General features: G+C 71.3%; 19 protein-coding genes and 2 pseudogenes. 9 read left to right on the top strand and 12 right to left on the bottom strand.

What is annotated here, in order from left to right; translation table 11 throughout:
• Positions 1 to 33: 33 nt before the first annotated feature.
• On the bottom strand, positions 34 to 1,449 hold the full coding sequence (locus OHT77_RS34925) for a GH39 family glycosyl hydrolase (RefSeq protein WP_328832382.1): 1,416 nt from the start codon (positions 1,447 to 1,449) through the stop codon (positions 34 to 36).
• Between the two features lie 238 nt (positions 1,450 to 1,687).
• Between OHT77_RS34925 and OHT77_RS34920 the strand changes: the two genes are divergently transcribed.
• A complete protein-coding gene (locus OHT77_RS34920) occupies positions 1,688 to 2,782 on the top strand; it encodes a DUF5925 domain-containing protein (protein ID WP_328832381.1) in 1,095 nt (364 codons plus the stop codon).
• Positions 2,783 to 2,833: 51 nt separating this feature from the next.
• On the opposite strand, the gene OHT77_RS34915 is transcribed toward OHT77_RS34920, so the two are convergent.
• The gene (locus tag OHT77_RS34915; RefSeq protein ID WP_328832380.1) at positions 2,834 to 3,205 is read right to left on the bottom strand and encodes a GntR family transcriptional regulator; all 372 of its coding nucleotides are present in this window, start codon (positions 3,203 to 3,205) and stop codon (positions 2,834 to 2,836) included.
• Positions 3,206 to 3,310: 105 nt separating this feature from the next.
• Here OHT77_RS34915 and OHT77_RS34910 point away from each other — a divergent pair, with 105 nt between their 5' ends.
• Together OHT77_RS34910 and OHT77_RS34905 are read left to right on the top strand one after the other, a co-directional pair.
• Positions 3,311 to 4,240 (top strand): GNAT family N-acetyltransferase, encoded by a 930-nt coding sequence (locus tag OHT77_RS34910; RefSeq protein ID WP_328832379.1) that lies wholly within the window; start codon positions 3,311 to 3,313, stop codon positions 4,238 to 4,240.
• Positions 4,221 to 4,721, top strand: a complete 501-nt coding sequence (locus OHT77_RS34905) for a DUF402 domain-containing protein (protein ID WP_328832378.1) — start codon at positions 4,221 to 4,223, stop codon at positions 4,719 to 4,721. Before OHT77_RS34910 ends, OHT77_RS34905 begins: the two co-directional genes overlap by 20 nt.
• Positions 4,722 to 4,728: 7 nt before the next feature.
• Here OHT77_RS34905 and OHT77_RS34900 read toward each other — a convergent pair whose 3' ends face one another.
• Positions 4,729 to 5,337 (bottom strand): class I SAM-dependent methyltransferase, encoded by a 609-nt coding sequence (locus OHT77_RS34900; protein ID WP_328832377.1) that lies wholly within the window; start codon positions 5,335 to 5,337, stop codon positions 4,729 to 4,731.
• A 135-nt stretch (positions 5,338 to 5,472) separates the two neighbouring features.
• Between OHT77_RS34900 and OHT77_RS34895 the strand changes: the two genes are divergently transcribed.
• Entirely contained in the window at positions 5,473 to 5,607 is a 135-nt protein-coding gene (locus OHT77_RS34895) for a hypothetical protein (protein ID WP_266767203.1), read from the top strand.
• Positions 5,608 to 5,618: 11 nt separating this feature from the next.
• Here the strand turns inward: OHT77_RS34895 and OHT77_RS34890 are convergent.
• Positions 5,619 to 5,903: pseudogene (locus OHT77_RS34890) on the bottom strand (GNAT family N-acetyltransferase); the annotation flags it as partial.
• Between the two features lie 189 nt (positions 5,904 to 6,092).
• Between OHT77_RS34890 and OHT77_RS34885 the strand changes: the two are divergent.
• Positions 6,093 to 7,130, top strand: a complete 1,038-nt coding sequence (locus OHT77_RS34885) for a lytic polysaccharide monooxygenase auxiliary activity family 9 protein (protein WP_328832376.1) — start codon at positions 6,093 to 6,095, stop codon at positions 7,128 to 7,130.
• 67 nt (positions 7,131 to 7,197) lie between these two features.
• Here the strand turns inward: OHT77_RS34885 and OHT77_RS34880 are convergent, their stop codons facing one another.
• Positions 7,198 to 8,058, bottom strand: a complete 861-nt coding sequence (locus OHT77_RS34880; protein ID WP_328832375.1) for an esterase/lipase family protein — start codon at positions 8,056 to 8,058, stop codon at positions 7,198 to 7,200.
• A gap of 146 nt (positions 8,059 to 8,204) precedes the next feature.
• The gene (locus OHT77_RS34875; RefSeq protein WP_328832374.1) at positions 8,205 to 8,648 is read right to left on the bottom strand and encodes a MarR family winged helix-turn-helix transcriptional regulator; all 444 of its coding nucleotides are present in this window, start codon (positions 8,646 to 8,648) and stop codon (positions 8,205 to 8,207) included.
• 95 nt (positions 8,649 to 8,743) lie between these two features.
• Here OHT77_RS34875 and OHT77_RS34870 point away from each other — a divergent pair, with 95 nt between their 5' ends.
• Complete coding sequence (locus OHT77_RS34870; RefSeq protein WP_328834435.1) at positions 8,744 to 9,118, top strand: cupin domain-containing protein; 375 nt, start codon at positions 8,744 to 8,746, stop codon at positions 9,116 to 9,118.
• Between the two features lie 187 nt (positions 9,119 to 9,305).
• Positions 9,306 to 9,509 carry a hypothetical protein gene (locus OHT77_RS34865; protein WP_328832373.1) on the top strand — a complete coding sequence of 68 codons (204 nt, stop codon included), beginning with the start codon at positions 9,306 to 9,308 and terminating at the stop codon, positions 9,507 to 9,509.
• A gap of 28 nt (positions 9,510 to 9,537) precedes the next feature.
• Here OHT77_RS34865 and OHT77_RS34860 read toward each other — a convergent pair whose 3' ends face one another.
• Positions 9,538 to 10,518, bottom strand: coding sequence for a DNA polymerase Y family protein (locus tag OHT77_RS34860; RefSeq protein ID WP_328832372.1), 981 nt, complete (start codon positions 10,516 to 10,518; stop codon positions 9,538 to 9,540).
• Positions 10,515 to 13,967: a DNA polymerase III subunit alpha gene (locus OHT77_RS34855; protein ID WP_328832371.1), complete on the bottom strand. Its 3,453-nt coding sequence runs from the start codon at positions 13,965 to 13,967 to the stop codon at positions 10,515 to 10,517. The genes OHT77_RS34860 and OHT77_RS34855 overlap by 4 nt, the downstream gene beginning before the upstream one ends.
• Before the next feature lie 278 nt (positions 13,968 to 14,245).
• On the opposite strand from OHT77_RS34855, the gene OHT77_RS34850 reads away from it, so the two are divergent.
• Both OHT77_RS34850 and OHT77_RS34845 read left to right on the top strand, forming a co-directional pair.
• Positions 14,246 to 15,328: a DUF3533 domain-containing protein gene (locus OHT77_RS34850; RefSeq protein ID WP_328832370.1), complete on the top strand. Its 1,083-nt coding sequence runs from the start codon at positions 14,246 to 14,248 to the stop codon at positions 15,326 to 15,328.
• Entirely contained in the window at positions 15,325 to 16,524 is a 1,200-nt protein-coding gene (locus tag OHT77_RS34845; protein ID WP_328832369.1) for an AAA family ATPase, read from the top strand. Before OHT77_RS34850 ends, OHT77_RS34845 begins: the two co-directional genes overlap by 4 nt.
• 78 nt (positions 16,525 to 16,602) lie before the next feature.
• On the opposite strand, the gene OHT77_RS34840 is transcribed toward OHT77_RS34845, so the two are convergent.
• The 4 genes and pseudogenes from OHT77_RS34840 to OHT77_RS34825 form a co-directional block, all read right to left on the bottom strand.
• On the bottom strand, positions 16,603 to 17,685 hold the full coding sequence (locus OHT77_RS34840) for a S1 family peptidase (protein WP_328832368.1): 1,083 nt from the start codon (positions 17,683 to 17,685) through the stop codon (positions 16,603 to 16,605).
• A 231-nt stretch (positions 17,686 to 17,916) separates the two neighbouring features.
• Positions 17,917 to 18,834: a slipin family protein gene (locus OHT77_RS34835; protein ID WP_328834434.1), complete on the bottom strand. Its 918-nt coding sequence runs from the start codon at positions 18,832 to 18,834 to the stop codon at positions 17,917 to 17,919.
• A gap of 159 nt (positions 18,835 to 18,993) precedes the next feature.
• Positions 18,994 to 19,893, bottom strand: coding sequence for a S1 family peptidase (locus OHT77_RS34830; RefSeq protein WP_328832367.1), 900 nt, complete (start codon positions 19,891 to 19,893; stop codon positions 18,994 to 18,996).
• 241 nt (positions 19,894 to 20,134) lie between these two features.
• Positions 20,135 to 20,308, bottom strand: a pseudogene (locus tag OHT77_RS34825) (DUF1684 domain-containing protein); the annotation flags it as partial.
• Positions 20,309 to 20,320: the final 12 nt, after the last annotated feature.

The raw sequence follows: 20,320 nt of genomic DNA, 5'->3' as shown, positions 1-20,320 counted from the left end.
GGGGTGCTGTGTGGTTCTACGGGGTCAAGTGGGCTAACGCGACAGCCACTTGACCCCGTAGGCCGCCATGTCGAACGTCTTGCCGTCGACCTTCGCGCTGATCTGCCGGTCCAGGGTGTTCACGACCAGGACCGTCCTGTCGGTGGCGAGGACCCGTACGTTCGGCACGTCGTCGGCGGCGACCGGCACGGTCTCGAACGTCGCGCCGGGCCCGAAGGCCGCGTCGAAGCGGGAGACCAGGTCGTACATGGGCAGTTGCCGCCCGCCGTCGGAGCCGTCGGTCGGGGTCCACAGGCAGCCCGCGCACTCCGTGCCCTTCTCCGCCTCCGGGTTCCAGTAGAAGCCGGAGGTGGCACCGCCCTTGGCCATGGCGATCATGCCGGTGGCCTGGACGGCGACGCGGTGGGTCTCGGACCAGCCCTTGCGGTCGTCGTTGCCGTCGGCGGGCTCGACGTAGTACTCGGCCCACCACAGCGGCAGATCGTGCGTCTGCTCCCGCACCCACCTGCTGACGGCGGTGAGTTTGTCGGTGGCCCCGAACTCGTTCGGCAGGAGGTCGTCGTCGTTGGTGTAGCTGGAGCCGTCGACGACCACGAAGTCCGCGCCGGCCTTGTGCTCGTTCCAGTAGTCGAAGGCGTCGATGATCCGCTGGTCCATCGCGCCCCAACTGCCCCTGAACGTACGGGAGGCGTTGGCGTCGCGCGGGTCCACGCTGTCCATCACCAGATACGGGCCGCCGACCATGATCTTCGGGTTGACCTTCTTCAGCGCCTTGTAGACCAGGTTGTACAGCTGGGTGTAACCCTCATAGTCCCAGCGCTGTTCGGAGTCGTTCCAGAAGCCCTTGAACTCGTTCCACACGATGAAGTGGGTGACGTCCGGGTACCGCTTGGCGACGGTCGCGGCGAGTGCCGCGTAGTCCGCGTAGTGGTCCGGCTTCGGTGCCGTCTCCAGCGAGGCCTGGCTCCAATTGGTGTTGTCCACACCGGACTTGCCGCCCTTCATCCAGTCCGGCGAGCAGCACAGCGTGATGACCGGGGTGCCGCCCGCCTTGCGCATGAAGTCGATACGGCGGTCCAGCGCGCCGAAGTCGTAACGCCCCTTCACCGGCTCGGGGTTGTCGGCGCCCCAGCCCATGATGGCCTGGTCCTGAGGGAGTTGCGACTTCCCGAGCAGCCCCTCGACGCGCTCGGTCGCGGTGTCACTGCCCTCGTCGGCGCTGTACTGGGTGTGGGTGAAGCCCCAGCCGACCTCGGGCCGGTCCGTGTCGGGCGGGGTCGCCGGGGTGCCGTGCACCTTGTCGCCGTCGCGCGAGGTGCCCGCGGTGCTTCCGCCGCCGGGAAGCGTGTTGACCAGGGTCACGATCAGAGCCAGTGCGGCCACACCCACGCCGAGCAGCGCGGTGAGCCGCCACCGCAGTGCCCCCGAATTCCACCCATGACGTCCCATCAAGGGCAACAGTAACGGCGGGGGGAGCAGACGGGGCAGATCCGTACGTACACAGGCTTGTAACAGGCCGGAGCCGTAACGGCGTGAGCGGGTCCGGGAAGCCCGCGGTGGGGCCGTGCCCCGAACGAGCGCGGGGCCGCCTGCGTCAGGGACTCCGCCGCGGGGCGCATCGCCGACACTCTGGGGCACACTGCGGAAAGCGGGTGCGGACGGGGTCGTCGTGCCGGATCATGGCCCCATGTCTGCGAACCCACACGACGCTCTGCCGATCCGGCTCAACGTCGACGACTCCGACTCTCCGGCCGATGTCGTCGACGCGCTGTTCCTCGGCCGATTCGCGACGGGCGAGCAGCCGTACTCGCACGCGGCGAACATCGACCGCGTCCGGTCCGGGGCGACCCTGCTCCCGCCGGGCGCCCGGGTGCTGCGCGCCGCCCGTGACGACGACCGCAGCGCGACGCTCGCCGAGGGCGACGGCTGGACCCTGCTGATCTCCCGCTGGAACCGCGGTGCCGACGTCACGGTGACGGCGACCAGCGAGGAGCTCGCGGAGAAGGTCCTCGACCAGGCGACCGACGGCGCGGCCGACGAGCCCGAACCGCAGCCGGAGAACGTGACGATGGGGTTCTGGTACGTCTCCCCCCGGCGCGGCCCGCACCGCACGACCCGGCAGATCTCGGCGGGCACGTGGGACGAGGTGCGGCCGAACTACACGGGCCCGGTGGCGGACGCGATGGACCGCCTGATGAAGACGACCCCGGAGGACATCGCGGGCCGCCTGCTGTTGCTGCACGGTCCGCCGGGCACCGGCAAGACCTCGGCGCTGCGCACGCTGGCCCGGTCCTGGCGGGACTGGTGTCAGGTGGACTGTGTGCTCGACCCGGAGCGGCTGTTCAGCGATGTCGGCTATCTGATGGACATCGCGATCGGCGAGGACGACACGACGGGCAAGGGCCGTTGGCGGCTCCTCCTGCTGGAGGACTGCGACGAGTTGATCCGCGGCGAGGCGAAGCACACGGCGGGCCAGGCGCTGTCCCGGCTCCTCAACCTCACGGACGGCCTGCTCGGCCAGGGCCGCAACGTCCTGGTCGGCGTCACCACCAACGAGGACCTCGAGCGTCTGCACCCCGCCGTCGTCCGCCCCGGCCGCTGCCTCGCCCGCATCGAGGTCGGCCCCCTCACCCGCAAGGAGTCGGTCGCCTGGCTCGGCACGGAGGAGGGCGTGGGCCGCGAGGGCGCCACCCTGGCCGAGCTGTACGCCCTGCGCCGCGGCACCCAACCGACATCGGTCCCGGACCAACGCGAGGGCGCGGACGCGGGGTTGTACCTGTAGGCACCGGTACCGCTTAGCCGGCCCCGGTCGCCCTACGCCTCGTGGCCCACCTCACCCTTCTCCGTAGGCCGCCCGCAGGGCATCCCGTACGGCCGCCGCCGCGTCCCCCTCCGCAAGCCCCAGCCGCCGCACCTTCTCCGCATACGCCTGCGCGGCCAACGACGCCTCTCGCTCGGCCGCCGAACCCGCGGCGGCGACAAACGTCCCGTTGCGCCCGCGCGTCTCGATCACCCCGTCCGCCTCCAGCGCCCGGTACGCCTTGGCGACCGTGTTCGCGGCGAGCCCGAGCGACTCGGCGAGCCCCCGGACGGTGGGCAGCCGGTACCCCACCGGCAGCACCCCCGCCCGCGCCTGCTCGGAGATCTGCGCCCGCACCTGCTCGTACGGTGCCGCACTGTCGTCGATGTGGATCTTCAAGGTCACGGCCCGATTGTCCCGCACCCACCCCGTAACGCACCCTCCGCACGAGACACACTCCCCGGAAAATAGGAGGCACTCCGGCGCGGCCCCGTCGTAGCGTGCGACCCCATGACCGTGATCGCACGTGACCTGCGCCCCGACGTACGCGCCGACCTGGACGGCTTCGTCGCGGTACGCCGGCTCGCCCTCCCCTTCATGCTGCTCAGCCCGGAGTCCGTCGCCCACGAGATCGCCCACGCCCACCCGCGGTCCGCGCTGCGCAGGCTGGTCGCGGAGGAGGACGGCGAGATCATCGGCACCGCCCAGGTGGGCATCGCCTACGACAGCCCCGAGCCCGGCCGGGGCTTCGTCAACGTGTACGTGCACCCGGAGCGGACCCACCGGGGCGCGGGCTCGCTCCTGGCCCGGACCGCGGAGGAGCACCTCGCCGCCCATGGCGCGACCGGGTTCTACGCCTGGGTGCTGGACGACCCGGCCAACCGCGCCTTCGCCGAGGGCTTCGGCTATACGGCGAGCCGCTCCGCGCACTTCCTCCGCCTGGACCTGGCGCACGGCACGCTGCCCCCGCTCGCCACCCCGCCGCCGGACGTGGAGATCCGCCCGGGCTCGGACTTCGCCGACGATCCGCGCCCCGTGTTCGAGCTGGACGCGGAGACGATGGCCGACGAACCCAGCGACATCGGCGTCGAGTTCACCGACTACGCGGACTGGCTGGAGGGGACCTGGCAACACCCCCTGTTCAGCCCGGAGTTGACGTCCGTGGTGCTGGTCGACGGACGCCCCGCGGCCTTCAGTGCCGCCCGCACGGACGACGCCAGCCGCTACGGCACGGTCATGACCGGCACCGCCCGCGCCCACCGCGGCCGGGGCCTCGCCAAGCTCGCCAAGAACGACTCCCTGCACCGCGCCCGAGCCGCCGGCTTCACCGAGGCGTTCACGGGCAACGACACCGGCAACGGTCCGATGCTCGCGATCAACAAGTGGTTCGGCTACGAGATCTGCGCCACGGAGGTGCGCCATGTCCGTGAACTCACCTGATCCCGCACGCCGGTTGGACGTCGTCCTCGTCAAGGCGGGCCGCACGAAGATCCGTTACGCGGCCGAGCTGCTCTCCGACGACGGCACCCGCCTCGCCGTGCGTGCCCCGTGGGCCGGTGACGGCGTCCGCGACTTCGGCTTCGTGCGTTTCGAGCGCGGGGACGTGTTCACCGAGTACTACTGGCGCGACCGGTGGTACGCGGTGAAGGAAGTCCGGGACAGCGCGGGCCGGTTGAAGGGCTGGTACTGCGACATCACCCGCCCCGCCGCGCTCTCCGGCACCGAACTCGTCGTCGAGGACCTCGATCTGGACCTGTGGGTCTCCGCCGACGGGTCGGACGTACGGCGGCTGGACGAGGACGAGTTCGAGGAGAGCGGGCTGGCCGGGTCGGACCCGGCGGCCGTGGCGGCGGCCGTGGCGGCACTCGACGAGTTGGAGGGGCTGGCCCGTGCGGGCGGGTTCACCGCGCTGCTGCGGTGAGTCCGGCTCAGGGCAGCGCCACCGCCGCGTACCGCTCGTCGTCCACCGGTCCGCCCCACAGCAGCGGGTCGTCCGAGAGACGCTCCACGCGCACGTGCCCCGCGTCGGGCACCAGCGGTGCCAGGAGCTCGGTGAGGCGGTCGGCGGGTATGCCGACCGGGCTGACCGTGCCCCAGCGGCCCTCGACCAGCACGAGCCGGCCGCCGGGGCGGAGCAGTCCGCGCCAGTGCCGCAGGACGCGGGCGGGGTCGGGCAGGGTCCACAGCACATGCCGTACGAGGACGACGTCGAAGCGCTGCTCGCCCACCGGGGGTGCCGCCGCGTCACCGACCAGGAACGCCGCGTCACGGCCGGCCAGCTTGGCGCGGGCGAGGTCCACCATCGCCGGGGAGAGGTCGACGCCGGTGACGTGATGTCCCTGCTCGGCCGCGAGGAGCGACAGGGTGCCGGTGCCGCAGCCGAGGTCGAGGATGTCGGCGGCGCCGACGGGCAGCCAGCCGCGCAGCCGGTCGGCCCAGGCCCGCCGGATCTCCGGGTCCCGCAGGCCGTGGTCGGGCCCGTCGTCGAAGGTGGCGGCCTCCGCGTCCCAGTCGACGTTCGCTACAGGTTCACTCATGGACCCAGCGTGACAGCCGCCACTGACAGTCCAATGGTGACAGCCGCCACAGACAGACAACCGCCGATGAGTCACCCTCCCGGGAACGGTCTACCTCGTGAGAACACGAACCCGGGTGGACACAAGGAGGCAGCCATGCGCCGCGTAACCGTGCAGAAGCCCCTGAGGAAGTCGGACACCCGCCGTGTGCGCGAGGAGCCCGACGAGCGCCCCGCGGAGCGTCCCGAGATCCGCAAGGACATCGCCCGCACCTGGTGGCCCGACGCCTGATCCCGGCCGGGTCAGCCCAGCCGCTTCCGGTAGTGGATCCGGTCGTAGGGCCCGTCCGTGCGCCGCTCGACGACCTCGTACCCGAACTTCGGGTAGATCTCCTGGTTCTCCCACATCAGCGCGTTCGTGCAGAGCCTGACCTCGCCCAGGCCGAGGGCACGCGCGCGTGCGTCCACGAACTCCAGCAGCCGCCGTCCCACCCCCGTGCCGTGCGCGTCGGGGTGGACGGCGATGCTGTCGAGGAACAGGTGATCGCCACGCTCCTCGATCACCACCAGCCCGGTCACGGGCTCCCCACCCCGTCCGTTCCCGTCATGGAACCGCCCTCCCTGAGCCCTCAGTTAGCCCTGCCTTAACACGACCATAAGGATCTCCCCTCCCCGTCTCCAGCAGGCGATTTTGCGGTTTCTAGGGGCTAGCTTCTGATCACCCCCACGGGATCCGTCCCCCGCGCCGAGCACCGTCCGAGGAGTTGGAGTTCCCCCATGCCCGCACGCCGCAAGGTCGCCGCTGTCGCCGTTCTCGGGATGGCCCCCCTCGCCCTGACCGCGCTCTCCGCGGCGCCCGCGGTGGCGCACGGTTCGATGGGGGATCCGGTCAGCAGGGTCTCGCAGTGCTACGCGGAGGGGCCGGAGAGCCCGAAGTCCGACGCGTGCAAGGCGGCCGTCGCGGCCGGTGGCACGCAGGCGCTCTACGACTGGAACGGCATCCGGATCGGCGACGCGAACGGGCAGCACCAGACGCTGATCCCGGACGGCAAGCTGTGCAGCGCGAACAACGAGGAGTTCAAGGGCCTCGACCTGGCCCGCGCCGACTGGCCGGCGACGAGCGTGAGCAGCGGCTCGTACACCTTCAAGTACCGCGTGACCGCCCCGCACAAGGGCACCTTCAAGGTGTACATCACCAACTCCGGCTACGACCCGGCGCAGCCGCTCGCCTGGTCCGACCTGGATCTGGAGCACCCGGTCGCGACGTCCACCGACCCGGTCGCGACGGGCGGTTTCTACACCTTCTCCGGCACCCTCCCGCAGCGCTCCGGCAAGCAGCTGCTGTACGCCGTCTGGCAGCGCTCGGACAGCCCGGAGGCGTTCTACTCCTGCTCGGACGTCAGCTTCGGCGGCAGCGGTACGGCCGCCGACGGCGGTGGTACGACGGGCAGTTCGAAACCGGCGTCGGCGTCGAAGCCGACCGCCCCCGCCTCTTCCGCGCCCAGCACTCCCGCGCCGTCCGCCTCCGCCCCCTCGGACGAGCAGATCGCGGCCGGTGCCGACAAGTCGACCGTCGAGCACAACGGTCACGGGGACGCGGACGCGAGCACATCGGCGGAGCCGGTCGCCGCGGCGAAGCAGGCCAACGCGCCGCAGGCGGCGGGGAGTTCGCAGGATCTCGCGGAGACCGGCGCGAACGACAGCTCGCCGTATCTCATCGTGGGCGGCGCCGCCTCCCTGGCGCTCGGCGCGGCGGCCCTGTTCGCCTCGGTACGCCGTCGCGCGACCAACGGCGGTGGCCGGCACGGCCGTTAGCGGGCCGTGCGGAGGGCGGGGCCTGTCCGGCGGCTCAGGTCGGACAGGCCCCGCGGTGTGCCTACGGTCAACTCAGCGCCGACAGGCAGGTGGTGGCACTGGCGTGCGCGGGGTCGAGGGCGTTGGCGACCTCGTGGAAGACGATCCGGTCCGTCAGCCCGAGCAGGGCGTGTTCGGACAGGTCCGCTGAACACAGGTTCTGGATCAGCACGTTGTGGACGTCGGACCCGCTCAGGAACTGACTCGTGTAGGGCGTGACGACCTCGTCGTACCGGGTCGCGATGACCGTGTAGTGGACGCCGGGGACGGTGTCGCCGCCCGCGTTCAGCTTGGCGAGGAAGGCCGAGCCCGCGACCTGGTCGGCGAGGCCGGGGGCCGCCGAGGCGATCACGTCCTCGGCGCCGGGGAAGTACGGCAGGAGTTTGGTGAGGCCGTCGAGGGTGGTGCCGTGGTTGTCGGGTGCGATGCCGACGAAGGTGTTCACCTTGGCGGCTCCGCCGAGGAACTTGAGGTAGTAGCGGGGCATCATCCCGCCCTGCGAGTGCCCGACCAGGTCGGCCTTGGCGGCGCCGGTCGCGGCGAGCACCTTGTCGACGTAGGCCTGGAGTTGCTCTGCCGACTTGTCGATGGGGCCGAGGCCGTAGACGAGCGGGACGCCGGGGAGCTGGCCGTAGTCGAGGGAGAAGACGCAGTAGCCGCGGGCTTCGAGGTACGGCGCGAGGGTCAGCCAGTTGTCGGTGGCGTTGGCGAAGGTGCCGTGGACGAGGACGACGGGGCGGGGGTGGGCGGCTGAGGGCCGGCAGCTGTAGTCGTTCCAGCCGTGGGTGGGGGCGCTCGACGCATGGGCGGCGGCGGTGGGAACGGCGGCGACCGCGGCGGTCAGCAGCAGCGCGGTCAGGGGTCTGAGCAGTCGTTTCCAGGGCAGCATCGTGTGATCTCCTTGCGGCTCAAGGGAGTTGCGACGGCCTTACGCCCTGTGACCCGGATCACAAGAATGCTGTTCACTCGTCAAGTTACGAGCGAGTAGGTGAAGTGTGAAGTTACGCGTCAGTAAAAACTTCCAGTGATAACCAGTCACCAGGTGGGCCTGAGGGGACCGTAGGGCGCGATTCGCCGCAAACGGTCACACAACACGCGCACTTCACTCTCGCCCAACAGTTCAACCCAGGGCTGCACGGCTTCCAGAGCCGCCTCCTCCGCCGCCCGCGTGCAGGCCCACCCCGACTCGGTGAGCACGACCAACCGGGCGCGGGCGTCGCCGGGGTGCGGACGCCGTTCGGCGTACCCCTTGCGCACGAGCTCGTCGACGAGCTGACTCGCCGCCTGCTTGGTGACGCCGAGATGCTCCGCGAGGTCGGTGGCCGTCGCCCCGTCCGGCGCGAGCCGCGCGAAGGCGAAGCCGTACGCCGGGCGCGCGTCGAACCCGCGGGCCACGACCCCGTCATTGATGCGCTTCGTCAGGTCACCCGCCGCGGTGAGCAGGGCGGCGGTCAGGGCGATGGCCTCGGAGTTCTCCACGGGGGCATTGAAACACCCTTGACGGATTGGTCAAGCTCCTTGACCATATGGGCATATGGTCAAGGAGCTTGACCATCTACTTCCGGAGGCAGACCATGCCCGTCATCCACCCGTCCGACGCCGTCGTCCACGAGATCCACGGCGCCCGTTTCGTCTCGTACGCCCATCCCGGCACCGGCAGCAAGGAGCTGTGCGCATGGCGGGGCGAGATCCCCGCCGGCACCAAGGCGCCCCTGCACACCGTCAGCCACGAGGAGATCCTGCACATCCTCGAAGGCGAGCTGGTGATCACCCTCGACGGCCGCACCGAGCGGGTCACCGCGGGCGACACCCTGATCATCAACCCCGGCGCGGCCTTCGGCGTGGAGAACCCCACCGACCGGACCGCGATCACCTGGGTCACCACGTCCATCGGCCTGGAGGCGGAGCTGGACGACGGGACACGCATCGTCGCCCCGTGGGCCAACTGACCCGTGCACAAGGCGTGTTGCCGCACCAAGGAACCCGGCGTCACCGCACCCCGACACCCCGGTCGCTACGACGTTCTCGTTCCGTAAGGTTTTCGGCCGCTCCCCGCGCACCGAACGGGGCGAAGCTGAGCGGGGAACACAGGCGGGTACCGCCGCTGACGTACGTGGTGCGGGGAATGGAGTGACCATGGTGGTCCGGGGTGTCGGCGGGATCATCCTCGTCGTGCTCGGCGCGGTCTGGATCGCGCAGGGGGTCGGCGCGATGAACGGCTCGGCCATGTCCGGCCACGGCCAGTACGCGGTGCTGGGCGGGGTGGTCGCGCTGGTCGGACTCTTCCTGCTGGTGCGGGCCTGGCAGATACGCAACCGCGATATCCACCAACGCCCTTGAGCGGACGGGCAGTTCGCGGGGACGGGGATCAGTCGGCCAGCGTCGCCGGGCGCACCGCCTCCTGCCCGAAGCGCCGGCGGGCCCGGTCCGCGGCGACCTCGACCGCGCGGGCGCGGACGTCCGTCGGGTCCATGGAGAGCTGGCGGTAGGCACTCGCGGCCGGTCGCAGGTCGTCGGCGCGGAGCACGAAGGCCCGCACGCGGGCGCGTTGCAGTCCGAGGGAGGTCAACAGGCCCAGGGCGGTGGCGGCGACGGCGGGTGAGTGGTCGGTGGGTTCCGGCAGGGCGCGGGTGCGCGTGGTGGACGTACGGTCGGCGTAGCGGACCGTGAGGGTGAGCCGGCCCGCGAACTTCCTTTCCCCGCGCAGGCGTTGGCCGATCCGGTCGGCAAGTCCCAGGACGGCGCGGTGGTGTTGGGCCGGGTCCAGGCAGTCCCTGCTCAGGGTCAGGTCGGCGGCCAGGTGTGCCGCCGGTTCCGCGGGGACGACCGGGCGGGGGTCGTGGCCGCGGGCGCGTTCGGTCAACAGCCGTGCCTGGCCCGCGCCGAGGAGCCGTTGCAGGGTCGCCGACGGCAGGTCGGTGAGCTGACCGATGGTGTGCAGCCCGTACCGGTGCAGCGTGTCCGCCGTGGCGCGGCCGATCCCGGGCAGCGCGGTGACCGGCCGGGGGTACAGCCAGTCGGCCGCCTGCCCGGTGGGCACCCAGGTGGTGTCCCCCGGGGCGGACGCGTCGGCGGCCATCGCCGCCAGCATGCGGTTGCCCGCGAGGCCCGCGCTGCTGTCGATGCCGTAGTGGGCCTTCAGTCTCATCTTCACCGTCTGGACCGCGTCGTAGGCGGACATGTCGAAGTACCGGAGCGCCGACGTCAGGTCCACCTGAAGGGCGTTGGGCGGGATGGCCTGGACGTGGGGCGTGATTCCGGACACCAGTTCGATTACGTCGTCGTACTGGGTCCCGGTCAGCACGGTGTGCAGGTGGAAGTGGGCGATGTGCCGCTGCCGTGTGGTCATCCCGCACTCCCCGGGCTGCGGTGGCCGAACTTCTTCAGGTCCGCCGAGCGGGTGCCCGCGGGCTGGAGGTCGGCGTAGGGGTGGAGGCGGGCGCCGGTGGTGCCGTTGGCCAAGGTGCGCTGCGGCTGGGCGGGCGTCGGGTGCGGGCGGTCGGCGCCCAGGAGGGCGAGCGCCGCCTCGGGGCCGTCGTCCCGGCGGGCGTTCGCGATCTCGTCCAGGTCCCAGGCCATGGAACCGACGACGGTACGACGGGTGCCGCGCACCTGGACCGTGCCGCGCACCAGCAGCAGCCCGCTGTGGAAGACGGTGTACGCGCAGGCCGGGTGGGAGTCCTCGAAGAACGCCAGATCCACCAGGCCGGAACCGTCCTCGAGGGTGACGAAGATGACCCGCTTGCCGCTCGCGATCGGCGGGGTCTGGGTGGAGGCCCGCACCCCGGCCACCAACACCTGCTGGCCCGCGCGCAGTTCGGCCAGATGGGCCGCGTCCGTCGCGCCGATCTCGCGGAGCAGCCGGTGGTGATGCTCCATCAGATGCCGGGAGACATCGATGCCGAGCGTGCCCAACTCGGCGCTCAGCGCCTCGCGTCCGGTCATCTCCGGCAGCCCGCTCGGCTCCGCTCCCCCAACGGCACCCGTGTCCATGGGCAGTTGACCGGCCCCCGCGGTCCGGTTGCGGGACTGCCGGTGCAGCTCGGTGATCTGGAGCAGCAGATCGCGCCGGGTGAGACGGCCGTCGTGCAGACAGGCCAACGCGCCGATCTCGGCGAGGCGTTCGGCGACCGGCCTGCTGGGACGGCCCCGCTGCCAGAAGTCCGACAGCGATCCGTACGGCTGCCCCTCCTCGATCCGCGCGCACTCCTCCTCGCTGATGCCGCGCACCCCGGCCAGTGCGAGCCGCACGCCCCACTCCTCCTTCTCGGTCATCTCCACGGTGTGCTTCACCCGGGAGCGGTTGATGTCGACGGGGAGGACCGGCACACCGCGCCGGCGGGCGTCGGAGACCAGGACGCGCTTGGGCCACATCCCGGGGTCGTGTTCGAGCAGCCCGGCCAGCAGGAACGCCGGATGGTGGGCCTTCAACCAGGCGCTCTGCAGGGCCGGTACGGCGAAGGCGACCGCGTGGGCGCGGCAGAAGCCGTAGGCCCCGAAGGCCTCGACGGTCCGCCAGACCTCGTCCCGGACGGCCGCGCTGTAGCCACGCGCGTGTGCCTTCCGGTGGAACCAGTCCTTGATCAGGGGCAGTTGGTCCTTGTCGCCGAGGGCCCGCCGGGTGACCTCCGCGAAGGCCCGGTCGCAGCCGGTCAGTACGTGCAGCGTGTCGATGATCTGCTCGTGCCAGATGGTCACGCCGTAGGTGTCGGCGAGCACGGGTTCCAGGTCCGGGTGGGCGTAGTCCGGGGTGCCGCCGTGGCGGGCGGCGATGTACCGCTCGGGCATGCCGCCGGCGACCGGGCCGGGGCGGAAGAGGCTGATGTCGGCGATGACGTCCTGCACGTCACGGGGCTGGAGCCGGGACAACAGGTCCTGCTGGCCAGGAGATTCCAGCTGGAACAGGCCCAGCGTCTGGCTCTCCTGGATGAGCTTGAAGGCGAACACGTCGTCGAGCGGCACCTGTCGGGGGTCGTCGAGGTCGACGCGGTTGCCGGTGGCGCGTTCGATCTCGGTGACGGCGTGGGCCATCGCGGACTGCATCCGTACGCCCAGGACGTCGAGTTTGATGTTGCCCAGCGCCTCGATCTCCTCCTTCGCGGCCATCGCCATCGGGTAGTCGCCCTGCGGGGTGGGCTGCACCGGCAGCCGGTCCAGGAGGGTGGCGTCGCTGATGACCACGCCGCAGGGGTGCATGGCCATGCCGTGGACCAGGGAGTCGAGGCCCTCGGCGAGTTCCCACAGCGGGCCGAACCGGTGTGCCTCGGCGGCGAGTTGGCGCAGTTCGGGCAGTTCGGCGAGGGCGCTGGTGATGTCGGAGGCGCGCAGGTGCGGGAAGCTCTTGGCTATGCGGTCGACGTCTGCGGGCGCGATGCCGAGCGCGAGGCCGGTGTCGCGCAGCGCCCTGCGCGCGCGGTAGGTCTCGGGCATCGCGGTGACCGCCACCCGCTCCTTGCCGAAGCGTTCGAAGATCGTGTCGTAGCACTCCAGGCGGCGGGCGGACTCCACGTCGATGTCGATGTCGGGCAGTGACTCCCGGCGGGTGCTCAGGAAGCGTTCGAACAGCAGGCTGTGGTCGAGCGGGTTGGCGGTGGCGATGTCCAGCGCGTGGCAGACCAGTGAGCCGGCGCCGGAGCCGCGGGCGGCGACCCGGATGCCCTTGGCCCGGATGTCGGCGACGACCTGGCCGACGGCGAGGAAGTAGGCGTCGTAGTTCCAGTGGGAGATGACGGCGAGTTCCTCCTCCAGCCGCTCGCGTGCCGCCCGGTCGCGGTCGAGGCCGCGCCGGACCAGGCCCTCCTCGGACTTCAGGCGCAGCAGCCCGGCCGCGCCGCCCGTCTCCGGTCCGGCGCCGAAGAGCGACGGTTCCGGGAAGTGCGGGACGCCGAGGCCGAGGTCGGCCGCCGGGTCGACGGCGCACACGTCCGCCGTGGCCACGGTGTCCGCCATCAGCCGGCGGGCCCGGCGGACGTCCGCTCCGGCACACTCGGCGATCATCCGTGCCACGACCGTCATCTCCCTCTCGTCCTTGAGCCAGCGCTGCCCGCTGTCCAGCCGGCGCCGGTCGACGGGGCGCAGCAGCCGGGCCGCGTCGAGGACGTCGGCGAGGCGGTGCTGGGCGGGGTCGGCGTAGCGGACGGCGTTGGAGAGCACGGCGGTGGTGCGGGTGCGGTCGGCCAGGGCGAGGGTGCGGGCGGCCAGCCGCAGGGAGCCCGGCGCGGTGCCGAAACGATTCTGCGCCACGGCCTCCAACCGCACTCCCCTCCCGAAGACCTCCTTCCAGGGCGCCAGCAGCTTCATCGCGACGTCCTCCCGGCCCACCGACAGGGCCCGCACCGGCTCCGAGAGCGGGCCCAGCAGCACGGTCAGACCGGGGCCGCCGTACTCGCGCAGCGCCTCCCACGGCACCACCGGCGGTGTGCCGGACAGGGCGCCCTCGTGCGCCGCCGACGTGATGCGGCACAGCCGCGCCCAGCCCGCCCGGTCCTGGGCGAGCAGCACGAACCGCAGCGGCGGCTCGACCACGTGCGCGCCACCGCGGGCGGGGGTGCGCGGGCGCTGTGCGGGCGGCGGGGGCGCGAGGGCCTCCACCGCCAGGTCGATGCCGAAGAGCGGCCGGACCCCGGCTCCGGCGCACGCCTGCGCGAACCGGACGGCCCCGGTGACCGTGTCCCGGTCGGTGAGCGCGAGGGCGGACATCCCCCGCTCGGCCGCCCGCTCGACGAGCTGCTCGGGATGGGAGGCGCCGTAGCGGGCGGAGTAACCGGACGCGACGTGCACGTGGGCGAAGCCCGCCATGCCGCACCTCCATCCCTCCACCCCTTTTCGGCCATCTGCCCGATATGTTCATCGTACGCTAGTTCGATTACTCTAGCCCCATCAGCCCCGGTCAGCGACCACATTCGAACACGCAAACGATTCTTTGGGGAGGTGCGCGGTGTCCGAAACAAGCGCCACTCCGTCAGCTCCCCAGCCGTGCCGGGGAGTTGGAGGGAAAAGATCTTCGAACACGTGTACGACATCCGTTCGGCCCCTTCCCGCCTGCGCGAACACCGGCCCGCCGGGACCGTGGGGACATGACAGAGACCCCCGGTACCGGTACGTCCCGTACGTCCTTTCTCGGGGAGGTGAAGGACGCGGTCAGCCTGCGGGCCACCCTCCTCGTCGTCGGTGTGGTCGCCCTTCAGCTGCTCTTCATCGCCTCCTACGTAGGGGCACTGCACAATCCGAAGCCCAGGGACGTGCCGTTCGGGGTCGTCGCCCCCGGGGTCACCGCCGAGCAGACGGTGGCCCGGCTGAACCGGCTGCCCGGCTCACCGCTCGACCCGCGCGCGGTGTCCGACGCGGCGACCGCGCGGCAGCAGATCCTGAACCGGGACATCGACGGCGCCCTCGTCATCGACCCGCGCGGCACCAAGGACACACTCCTGGTCGCCACCGGCGGCGGCACGGTCCTGGCCACCACCCTGGAGACCATCGCCTCCTCCCTGGAGAGGACCGAGCAGCGCACGGTCCGGACGGTGGACGTGGCACCGGCCTCCCGCCAGGACTTCGACGGGCTGTCGTCGTTCTACCTGGTCGTCGGCTGGTGCGTCGGCGGCTATCTGTGCGCCTCGATCCTGGCGATCAGCACCGGCGCCCGGCCCGCCAACCCGCGCCGCGCGGTGATCCGGCTGGTCGTGATGGCCCTGGTCGCGATCGTCGGCGGCCTCGGCGGCGCGGTGATCATCGGGCCGATCCTGGGCGCGCTGCCCGGCAGCGTGACGGCGCTCTGGGGGCTCGGCGCACTGGTCACGTTCGCCGTGGGGGCGGCGACCCTCGCCCTCCAGGGGGTCTTCGGTGTCGTGGGCATCGGCCTGGCGATCCTGCTCGTGGTGATCGCGGGCAACCCGAGCGCGGGCGGCGCCTTCCCGCTGCCGCTGCTGCCGCCGTTCTGGAACGCGATCGGGCCCGCGCTGCCACCGGGCGCCGGCACCTGGGTGGCGCGCTCGATCGCCTACTTCAAGGGCAACGCCGTGACCGGCCCGCTGCTGGTCCTGTCGGCCTGGGCGCTCGCCGGGATCGTGGTCACCCTGCTGGCGGCGACCCTGCGCCGCAAGCACGAGGACCTGCTGGGCCGACCGGGACTGTCAGACCCGTCTGCGACGCTGGACGGATGATCAGCACCCTCGCCGTCGAGAACTACCGCTCCCTGCGCCGCCTGATCGTCCCGCTGACGCGACTGAACGTGATCACGGGGGCGAACGGCACGGGCAAGTCGAGTCTCTACCGCTCACTGCGCCTGCTCGCCGAGTCCGCACGCGGCGGTGCCGTCGCCGCGCTCGCCCAGGAGGGCGGGCTGCCGTCGGTGCTGTGGGCGGGCCCGGAGACGATCGGCCGCGCGGTGCGCGAGGGCAGACATCCCGTGCAGGGCACGGTCCGATCGGGCCCGGTCAGTCTGCAACTAGGCTTCGCGGGCGACGAGTTCGGCTACGCGGTGGACTTCGGGCACCCGAGCCCGTCCTCGGGCGCGGGCGAGGCGCCGTCGATGTTCAACCTCGACCCGGAGATCAAGCGCGAGTCCATCTGGAGCGGCCCCGTCCTGCGCCCGGCCGCCACGCTCTCCGACCGCGCGGGAGCCGTCGTCAAGTTGCGCGGCGCGAGCGGCAGTTGGTCCCGGGCGCACGGCACCCTGCGCCCGTACGACAGCATGCTCGGCGAGCTGGCCGACCCCCAGCACGCCCCGGACGTCCTGGCGGTCCGGGAGTTCATCAGGTCCTGGCGGTTCTACGACCATGTCCGCACCGACGCGCACGCACCGGCCCGCGCCGACCGGATCGGCACCCGCACCCCCGTGCTCAGCGGTGACGGCTCCGACCTGGCCGCCGCCCTCCAGACGATCCGCGAGATCGGTGCCGCCGACGCGCTGGACGAGGCCGTGGACGCGGCCTTCCCCGGCAGCCGGGTCCAGATCGCCGACCTCGGCGGCCGCTTCCGGCTCGGCCTGCGCCAGCACGGCCTGCTGCGCCCGCTGACCGCGGCCGAGCTGTCGGACGGCACCCTGCGCTATCTCCTGTGGGCGGCGGCCCTGCTGACGCCCCGGCCGCCGTCGCTGCTGGTGTTGAACGAGCCGGAGACCAGCCTCCACCCGGACCTGATCCCCCCGCTCGCCGATCTGATCCTCACCGCCACGAAGGACACCCAGATCGTCGTGGTCACCCATGCCAGGCCGCTCGCGGACGCTCTCCAGAAGGGCGCGATACGCCACCGTCTCGACGTCAACTCCATAGAGCTGGTGAAGGAGTTCGGGCAGACGACGGTGGCGGGGCGCGAGGGCCCGCTCGACGAACCCCTGTGGTACTGGCCCAAGCGCTGAGCCCGACTCCCGTTCCCTGCGCGGAAGTCCCGCCCCCTCGCGCGCGGGGACGGGACTTCACGGTGCCGTACAGGAAGGTCAGCCGATCTGCACCCCGAACGTCGACAGCGCCTCGGTGACCGGCTGGAAGAAGGTCTCGCCGCCCGAGGTGCAGTCGCCGCTGCCGCCGGAGGTCAGGCCGATCGCCGCGTCGCCGTCGAAGAGCGAGCCGCCGCTGTCACCGGGCTCGGCGCAGACGTCGGTCTGGATCAGGCCGTTGACGATGTCGCCGTTGCCGTAGTTCACGGTGGCGTCCAGGCCGGTGACCGTGCCGGTGTGCACCTGGGTCGTCGAGCCGCTGCGGGTCACCTTCTCGCCGACGGTGGCGTCGGCGGCGTGGGTGATGGTCTGCGAGGAGCCGTTGTAGAGGTCGACCGCGCTCGGGTGGGCCACGTCCGAGGTGTACTTGACCAGGCCGAAGTCGTTGTCCGGGAAGCTGGACTGCTCGTTCGTGCCGATCTCGTCGCCGCTGGAGTCGGACCAGGTGGAGATGGCCTCGGTGCAGTGCCCGGCGGTGATGAAGTACGGCGCGCCGCCCTTGACCACGTTGAAGCCGAGCGAACAGCGGCCGCCCGAGCCGGAGATGGCGTCACCACCTGCGATGAAGGGCTTGAACTCCCCCTTGGTGCGCTGGAGTTCGGCCTTCGCGCCGAGTCCGTCGACGACCTTGCCGAGCTTGGTCCACTCGGCTTCGGAGACCGTGCGGTCGGCGGTCACGACGACCTTGTTGGTGGTGGGGTCGGTCGCCCACGAGGTGCCGGGGATGGCGGCGTCCCGCTGGAGGGTCGTGCGCGCGCCCGCCAGTTCGGCGAGGGAGTTCTCGACGATTCTCGCCCTGGCGCCGGCCGCCTCGACGGTGTCGGCCGCGTTCCGGTCGAGCACGTTGACCACGAGGCTCTTGGTCTTCGCGTCGTAGAACGTGCCGGCCGCGTCCGTACCGAGGTCCTTGCCGAGCGTCGAGGCGAGCTTTCCGGCCGCGAGGGCCGAGAGGGTGTGCGGTGCGGACGCCGGTGCGGTCTCGCTGGCGTTCGCACTCTGCAAGGTGACTCCCGCGACGACCAGTGCGGCTATGCCCGCACCCGCCACGGCCACCCGTCGCCGGGGTATGCGTCGGTGCTTCAACTCGTGTCCTCCTGTGGGGGGTCGGCCCGCCAGGTTATGGGGACCCGACCGGCCGAAAGGTAGGTTGACGAGCGCCCACTCTTCCTAACCGCACAGGGAGCGCACAAGGTCGACTTCAGGTCGTGCGGGGAACGCGGTTGCACGCCCCCCTCGCTTTGACTGTTCACTGTCAGCCCAGGCCATTCGCACTGCAAACACTCCGTGCGAGTGACGCTCATCAGCCGGTGAGGACTAGTCCTGTCTTGAAATCGACCCCTCGGAGTCCGGATCCGACTGGGGCTCCGCGGGCGGAAGTTGCTCCTGCACCGGTTGCGGCGCCACAGCGGCAACCGGCGCCACGGGTGCCGCGGGCACGGCGGGCGCCGCGGGTGCGGCAGGCGCGGCCGGAGCCGGGGCCGCCCGCTCGAGGAACCGCAGCAGCTCGACCGGGAACGGCAGCACCAGCGTCGAGTTCTTCTCGGCAGCGACCGCCACCACCGTTTGCAGCAGCCGGAGTTGGAGCGCGGCGGGCTGCTCGGACATCTGCTCGGCGGCCTCGGCGAGTTTCTTCGAGGCCTGCAACTCGGCGTCCGCGTTGATGATCCGGGCCCGCCGCTCACGGTCCGCCTCGGCCTGCCGGGCCATCGACCGCTTCATCGTCTCGGGCAGGGAGACGTCCTTGATCTCCACCCGGTCGATCTGCACGCCCCAGCCGATGGAGGGGCTGTCGATCATCAACTCCAGTCCCTGGTTGAGCTTTTCGCGGTTGGAGAGCAGATCGTCGAGGTCGCTCTTGCCGATGATCGACCGCAGCGAGGTCTGCGCCATCTGCGAGACGGCGAAGCGGTAGTCCTCGACCTGCACCAGCGCGTCCGCCGCGTCGACGACCTTGAAGTAGACGACCGCGTCCACCCGGACCGTCACGTTGTCCCGGGTGATGCCCTCCTGCGCGGGCACGGGCATCGTCACGATCTGCATGTTGACCTTGCGGAGCTTGTCCACGAACGGGACGACCATGGTGAACCCGGCCCCGCGCACCTCGGGCCTGAGCCTGCCGAGCCGGAACACCACCCCGCGCTCGTACTGTTTGACGACCCGCGCCGCCGCCATCGCGTACACCGCTCCGACGGACGCGAGTGTCACTCCCGCCGTCACCAGCTCCTCGACCATCACGGCCCCCAGGGTCCGACGTGGCGCATCAGGTGCTTGCTCCGATGCAACGACGGTAACTCCGCGCTCGGCACAAGAGCGAGCCCCCGCACGCCAGTTGCGTACGGGGGCTCACCCGCTGCCGGCTGCAGTCCGGAGCGGAGGACGTTCAGACGGGCGTCAGCCGACGCTCACGCCGTAGTAGCTCAGCGCCTCGGTGACCGGCTGGAAGAAGGTCGTACCGCCGGAGGTGCAGTTGCCACTGCCGCCCGAGGTCAGACCGTAGGCCACGGAACCGCCGTAGAGCGGACCGCCGCTGTCGCCGCCCTCGGCGCAGACCGTGGTCTGGATCATGCCGTAGACGACGTCGCCGCTGCCGTAGTTGACGGTGGCGTTCAGAGCGGTGACCCGGCCGCTGTGCGTGCCGGTGGTGGAGCCGCGGCGGTAGACGGTCGTGCCGACGCTCGGCGTGGCCGCGCTGGAGATGGTCTGGCTGCCGACCGCGCTCGGGTGCGCGACCGAGCTGTTGGTGTACCTGACCAGCGCGAAGTCGTTGGTCGGGAAGCTGTAGCCGACGTTCGTGCCCAGCACCGTGGTCTTCGCGGAGTTGGAGTACCAGGTGGAGGCGACCTCACCGCAGTGGCCGGCGGTCAGGAAGTAGTACGTGCTCCCGCTGTGCACGTTGAAGCCGAGCGAGCAGCGGTAGGCGCCGCCGTAGATGGCGTCACCACCGGTGATCAGCTTCTTGAACTGACCGGCCGTGTGCTTGATCGTGATCGCGTCGGCGGTGCTGCCCGCCTGCGACTTGATCTTCGCGATCTCGGCCTGGGAGACCGTGCTGTCGACGGTGACGACGACACGGTTCGTCTTGCTGTCGACCGCCCAGGCGGTGCCCGGGACATCGGCCTTCAGGACGGACGAGTTGGCCGCGGACAGCTGGGTCGCGCTGAACGTCGGGGAGTCGCTCGCGCTCGCGGTGGGGACGGCGAACGCGGCAGCGGCGACGAATCCGGTGGCCACGGCGATCAGCCTGGTCCGTCTCGCGATTCCGCTGCGCGGGGTGGTGCGCTTGATCCTCACGTTTCGTTCCCTCCTAGGGGAAGTCGGGGGCCCGCGTGGGGTCGGGGCCCGTGAGGCGCAGTCAGGGTCGGGCGTCCGGTTTTCGAACACGCCGTGCCCCTGACAAGCGCTGTGGGGGAGTATTCGGCCGCCCGCCCGATGGGCGCAAGGGCGCCTTTCGGCCGTACGACGTTCAACTGGCCCACAATCTACGCGAGTTGATCACCCGGACGCGGTGGCCCGGAACCCGGCCCGCCGCAGGTCAGCGCCTTGCCTGCCGAAGGGTGCGCTCCCCCGCCTCGATCGCGACGCCCAGCGTATTCCCGGGCGGCGGGAAAGGGCAGATGAAATGTTCGGCGAACGCGCACGGTGGGAGCACGGCGCGGTTGAAGTCCACCGTCGTACGCCCCCTCGGCGTCGGTCCGTCGAGAATCCGTCCCCCGGGGAT

The sequence above is a fragment of the Streptomyces sp. NBC_00252 genome (assembly GCF_036187565.1).
In the GTDB taxonomy this organism is placed as follows: domain Bacteria; phylum Actinomycetota; class Actinomycetes; order Streptomycetales; family Streptomycetaceae; genus Streptomyces.
Note: the sequence above shows the minus strand (reverse complement) of the source record. Positions and strands in the feature narration are given on the sequence as shown.